The sequence below is a fragment of the Nocardioides sp. B129/18 genome, assembly GCF_055282735.1.
Map to the genome: position 1 here is coordinate 193,410 of NZ_JBUZJI010000005.1, position 7,327 is coordinate 200,736.

Below are 7,327 nucleotides of genomic sequence, written 5' to 3' on the forward strand. Positions count from 1 at the left end.
TATGTCCCGTGCCAAGCGCACGGTTACCCGGTCAGCCGGGTAATTGGGGCCCGAGCCGCCCCACCGACCCCCGTGAGTACGCTCGGCGGGTGACCCACGAGCAGCACGGCTTCGAGACCCGCGCCATCCACGCCGGCTACGAGCCCGACCCCAGCACCGGTGCGGTGATCCCGCCCATCTACGCGACCTCCACCTACAAGCAGGACGGTGTCGGCGGCCTGCGTGGCGGCTATGAGTACTCCCGCTCGGCCAACCCCACGCGCACCGCGCTGGAGGGCAACCTGGCGGCGCTGGAGGAGGGGACGCGCGGGTTCGCGTTCGCCTCGGGCCTGGCCGCGGAGGACACCCTGGTGCGGGCGCTGTGCCGCCCGGGCGACCACGTGGTCATCCCCGACGACGCCTACGGCGGCACCTTCCGCCTCTTCGACAAGGTCGAGCGCATGTGGGGCCTGGAGCACAGTCCGGCGCCGGTCAGCGACGTCGACGCCGTGCGCGCCGCGATCCGCCCGGGCCTCACCCGCCTGGTGTGGGTGGAGACCCCCACCAATCCGATGCTCACCATCGGCGACATCGAGGCCCTCGCGGGCGTCGCCCACGAGGCCGGCGCGCTGCTCGTCGTCGACAACACCTTCGCCTCGCCCTACCTGCAGCAGCCGCTGACGCTGGGCGCCGACGTCGTCGTGCACTCCACCACCAAGTACTGCGGCGGCCACTCCGACGTCGTCGGCGGCGCGCTCGTCGTCCGCGACGAGGAGGTGGGGGAGAAGGTCGCCTTCCACCAGAACGCCATGGGCGCGGTGGCCGGCCCCTTCGACGCCTGGCTGACCCTGCGCGGCCTGAAGACCCTCGCCCTGCGCATGGAGCGCCACAGCGACAACGCCGAGCGGATCGTCGAGTTCCTGGGCTCGCGCTCGGACGTCACCGAGGTCATCTACCCCGGCCTCGCCGGCCACCCCGGCCACGAGATCGCGGCCAAGCAGATGCGGCGCTTCGGCGGCATGGTCTCCTTCCGCGTCAAGGGCGGCGTCGAGCAGGCGCTCGGCGTGTGCGAGCGCACCGAGGTCTTCACCCTCGGCGAGTCCCTCGGCGGCGTCGAGAGCCTCATCGAGCACCCCGGTCGGATGACCCACGCCAGCGTGGCTGGCACCGACCTCGAGGTGCCCGACGACCTCGTGCGCCTCAGCGTCGGCATCGAGACCGCCGACGACCTCGTCGCCGACCTCGCGCACGCCCTCGGGTGAGGTCGTGACCCCCGTGACGACGTCGCCGTGCCCTACCGTGACGGCGTGAGCGAGGCATCGGACGACCCCACCCCCCTGAGTCCCGGACCGGCTCGGGGTGGGGTCTCCGGCGCGCCTGCGGACGGCGGCGGGCTCACCCACCGCCTGGCCCACCAGTGGGCGGCGCTGCGCGACGAGCGGGAGCGTCGGCTCTCCCCGCAGCTGACGCCCGTGCCGCCGCACGCCCGGGCGCAGAGCGCGGCCGAGACCGTGCCGCGCGGCGTCGAGATCGCGGCCGCCTGGTCGTGGCGGCTGCTGCTCATCGCGGGCGCGGGCGCGGTGCTCCTATGGCTGATCGCCTACCTCTCGCTCGTGGTGCTGCCGGTGGCCATCGCGCTGCTGGTCTCCGCGCTGCTGGTGCCGGTCGTCGACGCCATGCGACGCGTCGGCATCCCCCGCGGCCTGTCCTCCCTCGTCGTGGTCGCCGGCACGCTGGCGGCCATCGGCGCGCTGCTCGCGCTGGCCGGGCAGCAGATCGCCACCGGCGCCGGCGACGTCGCCGCGCAGGTCGCCAACGGCATCGGCGAGATCCGCGACTGGCTGCGCGAGGGCCCCCTCCACGCCAGCGACTCCCAGATCAACGGCTACCTCCAGCAGGCCCAGGACAGCCTCCAGCGCAACTCCGACGGCGCCGAGATCCTGCGCCGCACCAGCGAGGTCACGACGGTCTTCAGCCACGTGCTCGCCGGCTTCTTCATCGTGCTGTTCTCCACCTACTTCTTCCTCGCCCAGGGCGAGCGGATCTGGTCCTGGGCGGTGCGCCTGGCCCCCCGCGCGGCCCGCGCGCAGGTCGACTCCTCGGGGCGCGTCGCCTGGATCTCGCTGGTGCAGTTCGTGCGCGCCACCGTCATCGTCGCCGCGGTCGACGCCGTCGGCATCGCGGTGGGCGCGGCGGTGCTGCAGGTGCCGTTCGTGCTGGCCATCGGCGTCATCGTGTTCCTCGGCGCGTTCGTGCCGCTCATCGGCGCCACCATCGCCGGGGCCATCGCGGTGCTCGTCGCGCTGGTCGACCAGGGCCCAGTGACGGCCGTGATCATGCTGATCGTCGTCGTCGCGGTGCAGCAGCTCGAGGCGCACGTGCTGCAGCCGTTCCTGATGGGCCGCTGGGTGTCGGTGCACCCCCTCGGCGTCATCATCGCGATCGCCACCGGCGTGCTGGTCGCGGGCGTGGCCGGCGCGCTCGTCGCCGTGCCGCTGGCCGCGGCCGTCAACGCCGTCGTCATGCACCTGGCCTCCTACTCCGACCAGGCCGACGGGCACGACTCCGCCGAGCGGCTGGCCGAGGACTACGCCGAGCGCGGCGACTCCGTCGCCCTCGCCGGACGCCAGCACCCCACCGAGGACGACCCCGACGTCCCCACCGACGACCAGCCCGACCAGCCCGACGACCAGCCCCGGAGCGACCAGCCGTGACCCTCCCGCCCGCCGACCTGCACCCCGAGACGCTCGGCCCGCAGGACTTCCGCGCCGCCCGCGAGGCGCTGCGCGAGGTCGCGCTGCTCACGCCGGTCACCGAGTCGCGGCTGCTCTCGGAGGCCGCGGGCGTGCCGGCCTGGCTGAAGGCCGAGAACCTCCAGCGCACCGGCTCGTTCAAGATCCGCGGGGCCTACCTGCGCATCAGTCGCCTCAGCGCCGAGGAGCGCGCCCGCGGCGTCGTCGCCGCCTCGGCCGGCAACCACGCGCAGGGCGTGGCGCTCGCGGCCCAGCTGCTCGGCATCCGGGCCACCGTCTTCATGCCCGAGGGCGCGCCGCTGCCCAAGGAGCGCGCCACCCGCGGCTACGGCGCGGAGGTGGTCTTCGCCGGCACCTACCTCGAGCACGCCCTGGCCGCGGCCCGCGAGCACGCCGAGCGCACCGGCGCCGTGCTCATCCACCCCTTCGACCACCTCGACGTCATCGCCGGGCAGGGCACGGTGGGCCTGGAGATCCTCGAGCAGGTGCCCGACGCAGCCACCGTCGTCGTCCCCACCGGCGGGGGAGGGCTGCTGGCCGGCATCGCGCTGTCGATCAAGCAGGAGCGGCCCGACGTCACGGTGCTCGGCGTGCAGGCCAAGGACGCCGCCGCCTACCCCGGCTCGCTCGAGCAGGGCCGGCCGACGCCGCTGCAGCAGATGAAGACGATGGCCGACGGCATCGCGGTCGGGCTGCCGGGCGACCTCACCTTCCCGGCCGTGCGCGACCACGTCGACGACGTCCTCACCGTCACCGAGGACTCCCTGGCCCGCGCGGTGCTGGCGCTCGCCGAGCGCGAGAAGCTCGTCGCCGAGCCCGCCGGCGCCGCGGCCGTCGCGGCCGTGCTCGACCGTCCGGGCGCCTTCCGCGGCCCGGTGGTCGCCGTCGTGTCCGGCGGCAACATCGACCCCCTGCTGCTGGGCAAGGTCATCCGTCACGGCATGGCGGCCGCCGGTCGCTACCTGCACCTCGGCGTCACCGTGCCCGACGTGCCCGGCGGCCTCGTGGGGCTGCTCTCCGAGGTCAGCGCGTCCGGCGCCAACGTCATGGAGGTCGTGCACGAGCGGGTCTCGCCGCGCCTGGGCGTCGACGAGGTCGAGGTGGCGCTGCAGCTGGAGACCCGCGGGGCCGAGCACTCCGAGCAGGTGCTGGCGCGGCTGCGCGGCGCCGGCTACGTCGTCGAGCTCTGAGCGGTCGGAGCCGAGCCGTCAGAACCGCGTCAGAACCGCGTCAGAACCGCGTCAGAAGCGGGTGTCCACGTAGACCGGACGCCCCCGCCCGGAGACGCTGGTGCGGCCGACGGCCTCCACCAGCGCCTGCTGGCGCAGCGTCGTGCCGAGGGTCGTGGCGATCTGCTCGAGCACGGCGCGCTGACGCTCCAGCAGCGCCTCGGCGCGCGGACGCAGCTCCTCGGGCATGGGGCCGTGGTCGTCGGGGACGTCCCAGACGTCGCTGGCCAGCAGCGCCCCGGTCGCGAGGCTGCGCTCGGCGCGGATCACGTCGAGCTCGATCCGGTCCAGGCTCACCTGCCACGCGGTGAAGTCGGCGTCGGGGTCCTCGAGGCCGAGGGCGCTGCGGTCGACGTACACGGTCGGGTCCTCGGTCAGGCCACGTGGTTGACCGACGCGAGCGCGGCCTCGCGCCAGGTGGTGCACAGGTCGGTGACCAGGCCGAGGCAGGCCTCGGTGAGGTCGGCGTCCTTGCCGATGTTCGCGCGGACCAGCTGCAGGTGCAGGTAGTCGTAGATGGAGGCCAGCTGCGGCGCGCCGTCCCACTCCTCGACACGCAGGCTGGAGCGCAGCTCCAGCACGATGTCCTGGGCGTGCACCAGCTGCCGGTGGGCCTCCTCGACCTGGCCCGAGCGCTGCGCCTCGAGGGCGCGCGTGACGTCGAGGACCAGACGCTCGTAGAGCATGACGAGGAGCCGGGCGGGGCTCGCGGTCGCGACCGATGCATCCATGTATGCGGCGCGGGGGTTGTGGTTCATCTGGTGCCCTCCTTGGCGTGCGATGAGCGATGGACGGTGTGCGGGTGCTGCGGGTGCTGCGGGTCCTGCGGGGTGCCGGATCAGCCGCTCTTCAGCGAGCTGAGCTGGCCGCTGAGCCAGTTGGACTGGCTCTGCATCTGGTTGAGCGCGGTCTCCAGCGCGGTGAACTGCCGCTGGAGGTTGGCCTGTCGCAGTGTCAATCGGTCGTCCCAGGCCGCAATCGAGTCGTTCAGGCGCTTGATCTCGGTGTTCTGGCCCGAGATCGCCTGGGTGAGCGTGCCGTCGACCCCGTTCGAGGTCTGGTCGGCCACCTTCCGGATCCGCTCGGCGAAGCCGGTGCTGGCCTTGTCGAACTGCGCGGTGACGGCGTTCGGGTCGGCGGCGTAGGCCTGGGTGAAGGTCGTGGAGTCGAAGGTGAGCAGGCCGTCGCGGCTGACCTGGATGCCCACCGAGGCCAGGGACGCCGCCCCCGACGCCGGGTAGACCGCGTTGAGCAGCCGGTCGCGCAGGTCGCGGACGGTCGACTCGCCCATGAGGACGCCGGCGGTCTTCGTCGAGGCGTTGTACGCCGAGCCGGAGTCGATGGTCTTGAGGATGTCGTTGATCGAGTCGACCAGCGAGGAGACGGACTTCGCGACGGTCGCGCCGTCGCGGGCCACCTGGACGGTGGCGGTGGTGCCGACGGCGGCGTCCGCGCCCAGCGTCACGCTGATGCCGGGCAGCAGGTCGGAGAAGGTGTTCGACGCCGAGGTCGCCACGATCCCCGAGCCGAGGTCGATCGCGGCGTCGCGACCGGCGACGACGGTGGCGCCGCCCAGCAGTGGCGAGCCGTCGGTCTGGGTCAGCTCGAAGTCGGACGCGGCGCCAGTGGCGACCGAGGAGACCATGAGCCGGTAGGAGCCGTCGGCGACCTTGACGGTCGTGGCGCGCAGGCCGGTGTCGTTCGCGCTGGAGTTGATCGCGTTGACCAGGCCCTGCAGCGTGCCGTCGCCGGTCTCGAGGGTGACGGGCGCGCCGTCGAAGCGGTTGAGGGTCACCTGGGTGGCCGGCACGGTCACCCTGTCGGTGAGCGCGTGGGCCTCGGAGAAGCCGAGCTGGTGGCTGCGGGCGACGCTGGTGACGGTGACCGAGAGCGTCGTCGCGGCGGCCGACGTCGAGGCCGACGCGGTGACCGCGGTGCTCGACGACGTCGTCGTGAGGGGGGCCAGGCCCGCCGGCTTCGAGAGGTTCTCGGCGGCGGTCGTCAGGCTGGCGAACTTGGCGTTCAGGCTCTGGAGCGCGGTGAGGAGCTTCTGCTCGCCGCTGACCTTCGTCTTGAGCTGGGTCTGGGGCTGGGCCTCGATCTGCATCAGCTGGCTGATGATCGTGGCGGTGTCCAGGCCGCTGGAGAGCCCGCTGATGCTGGCGCCCATCGCTCCTCCTGTGTGCCTCGGTGCTGCGTGCGCGGGATCGCCGCGCTGGATGTGAAGACCCCCGGGGGCGGGACGTGGTCCCGCCCCCGGGGGCGTCGGCTCGGATCGGGAGCACTCGGTCGAGCAGAGCCGTGACCGGCCGGGGCCGGCCGTGGATCAGCCGTGCTGCGAGGGATCAGCCACGCAGCAGCTGGAGCACGCTCTGCGGGGCCGAGTTGGCCTGCGCGAGCATCGCGGTGCCGGCCTGCGAGAGGATGTTGGAGCGGGTGAAGCTCATCATCTCCTGCGCCATGTCGGTGTCGCGGATCCGGCTCTCGGAGGCCGACAGGTTCTCGACGGCCACGTTGAGGCTGTTGATGGTGTGCTCGAAGCGGTTCTGCACGGCACCGAGCTTCGCGCGCTCCGTCGAGACCGTGTTGATCTGGGTGTCGACCGCCTTGATCGCACCGGTCGCGCCGGCGACGTTCGCCGCGCTCGAGACGTCGAGCGCCTTGACCGCGGTGCCGATGGCGGTGACGTCGGCGCTCGAGAGGTCGACGACGACCTGCGACTCGGTAGCGCTGTCGCTGGCGCCCACCTGGAAGGTGAGGGCCGAGGCGGAGCCGTCGAGCAGCTTGGTGCCGTTGAAGTTCGTCGATGCGCCGATGCGGGTCAGCTCGTCGCCGAGGGAGTCGATCTCGGTCTTGATGTTGGCGCGGGCGTCGGCGCTGTTGGAGTCGTTGCCGGCCTGGACGGCCAGGTCACGCACACGCTGGAGGATCGAGTGGACCTCGGTGAGCGCGCCTTCAGCGGTCTGCACGACCGAGATGCCGTCCTGGGCGTTGCGCACGGCCTGCTTGAGACCGCCGACCTGCGAGCGCAGGCCCTCGGAGATGGCCAGACCGGCCGCGTCGTCGGCGGCGCGGTTGATCCGGAAGCCGCTGGACAGCTTCTCCAGCGACTTGCTCATCTGACCCTGCGTGACCGACAGGTTGCGGTAGCTGTTGAACGCGTCGGTGTTGGTGTTGATGCGAAGACCCATGATGGTTCCCTCCTGGTGATCTGGATCCGACTACGAGCCCGTCCGTGGGCTCACGCCATGGTGTTCGGCTCCGGCCGGGGCGGCCTGAGGAGTCCGGGAGATCTTTTTTCCGCGTCGCTGGTCGTGACGCGGGCGCCCGGACGTGCCGAGGGCCCGGAACCGCGCCCCCGAGGCG

At 72.6% G+C, this 7,327-nt stretch carries 7 protein-coding genes; 3 read left to right on the plus strand and 4 right to left on the minus strand.

Annotated features, from left to right (window positions below; translation table 11 throughout):
* Nucleotides 1-89 precede the first annotated feature (89 nt).
* From ACZDWJ_RS05920 to ilvA, 3 genes are read left to right on the plus strand one after another with little or no spacing between them, the layout of a single operon-like run.
* Nucleotides 90-1,241, plus strand: coding sequence for a cystathionine gamma-synthase (locus tag ACZDWJ_RS05920; RefSeq protein WP_463520003.1), 1,152 nt, complete (start codon nucleotides 90-92; stop codon nucleotides 1,239-1,241).
* Nucleotides 1,242-1,286: 45 nt separating this feature from the next.
* Nucleotides 1,287-2,693 (plus strand): AI-2E family transporter, encoded by a 1,407-nt coding sequence (locus ACZDWJ_RS05925; protein WP_463520004.1) that lies wholly within the window; start codon nucleotides 1,287-1,289, stop codon nucleotides 2,691-2,693.
* Complete coding sequence (gene ilvA, locus ACZDWJ_RS05930; protein WP_463520005.1) at nucleotides 2,690-3,922, plus strand: threonine ammonia-lyase; 1,233 nt, start codon at nucleotides 2,690-2,692, stop codon at nucleotides 3,920-3,922. Before ACZDWJ_RS05925 ends, ilvA begins: the two co-directional genes overlap by 4 nt.
* Before the next feature lie 51 nt (nucleotides 3,923-3,973).
* On the opposite strand, the gene ACZDWJ_RS05935 is transcribed toward ilvA, so the two are convergent.
* From ACZDWJ_RS05935 to ACZDWJ_RS05950, 4 genes are all read right to left on the minus strand, one after another.
* Complete coding sequence (locus ACZDWJ_RS05935; RefSeq protein WP_463520006.1) at nucleotides 3,974-4,321, minus strand: hypothetical protein; 348 nt, start codon at nucleotides 4,319-4,321, stop codon at nucleotides 3,974-3,976.
* 14 nt (nucleotides 4,322-4,335) lie between these two features.
* Nucleotides 4,336-4,719, minus strand: coding sequence for a flagellar export chaperone FliS (fliS, locus tag ACZDWJ_RS05940; protein ID WP_463520007.1), 384 nt, complete (start codon nucleotides 4,717-4,719; stop codon nucleotides 4,336-4,338).
* A gap of 80 nt (nucleotides 4,720-4,799) precedes the next feature.
* A complete protein-coding gene (gene fliD, locus ACZDWJ_RS05945) occupies nucleotides 4,800-6,131 on the minus strand; it encodes a flagellar filament capping protein FliD (protein ID WP_463520008.1) in 1,332 nt (443 codons plus the stop codon).
* A 175-nt stretch (nucleotides 6,132-6,306) separates the two neighbouring features.
* Complete coding sequence (locus ACZDWJ_RS05950) at nucleotides 6,307-7,152, minus strand: flagellin N-terminal helical domain-containing protein (protein ID WP_463520009.1); 846 nt, start codon at nucleotides 7,150-7,152, stop codon at nucleotides 6,307-6,309.
* Between the last annotated feature and the right edge of the window lie 175 nt (nucleotides 7,153-7,327).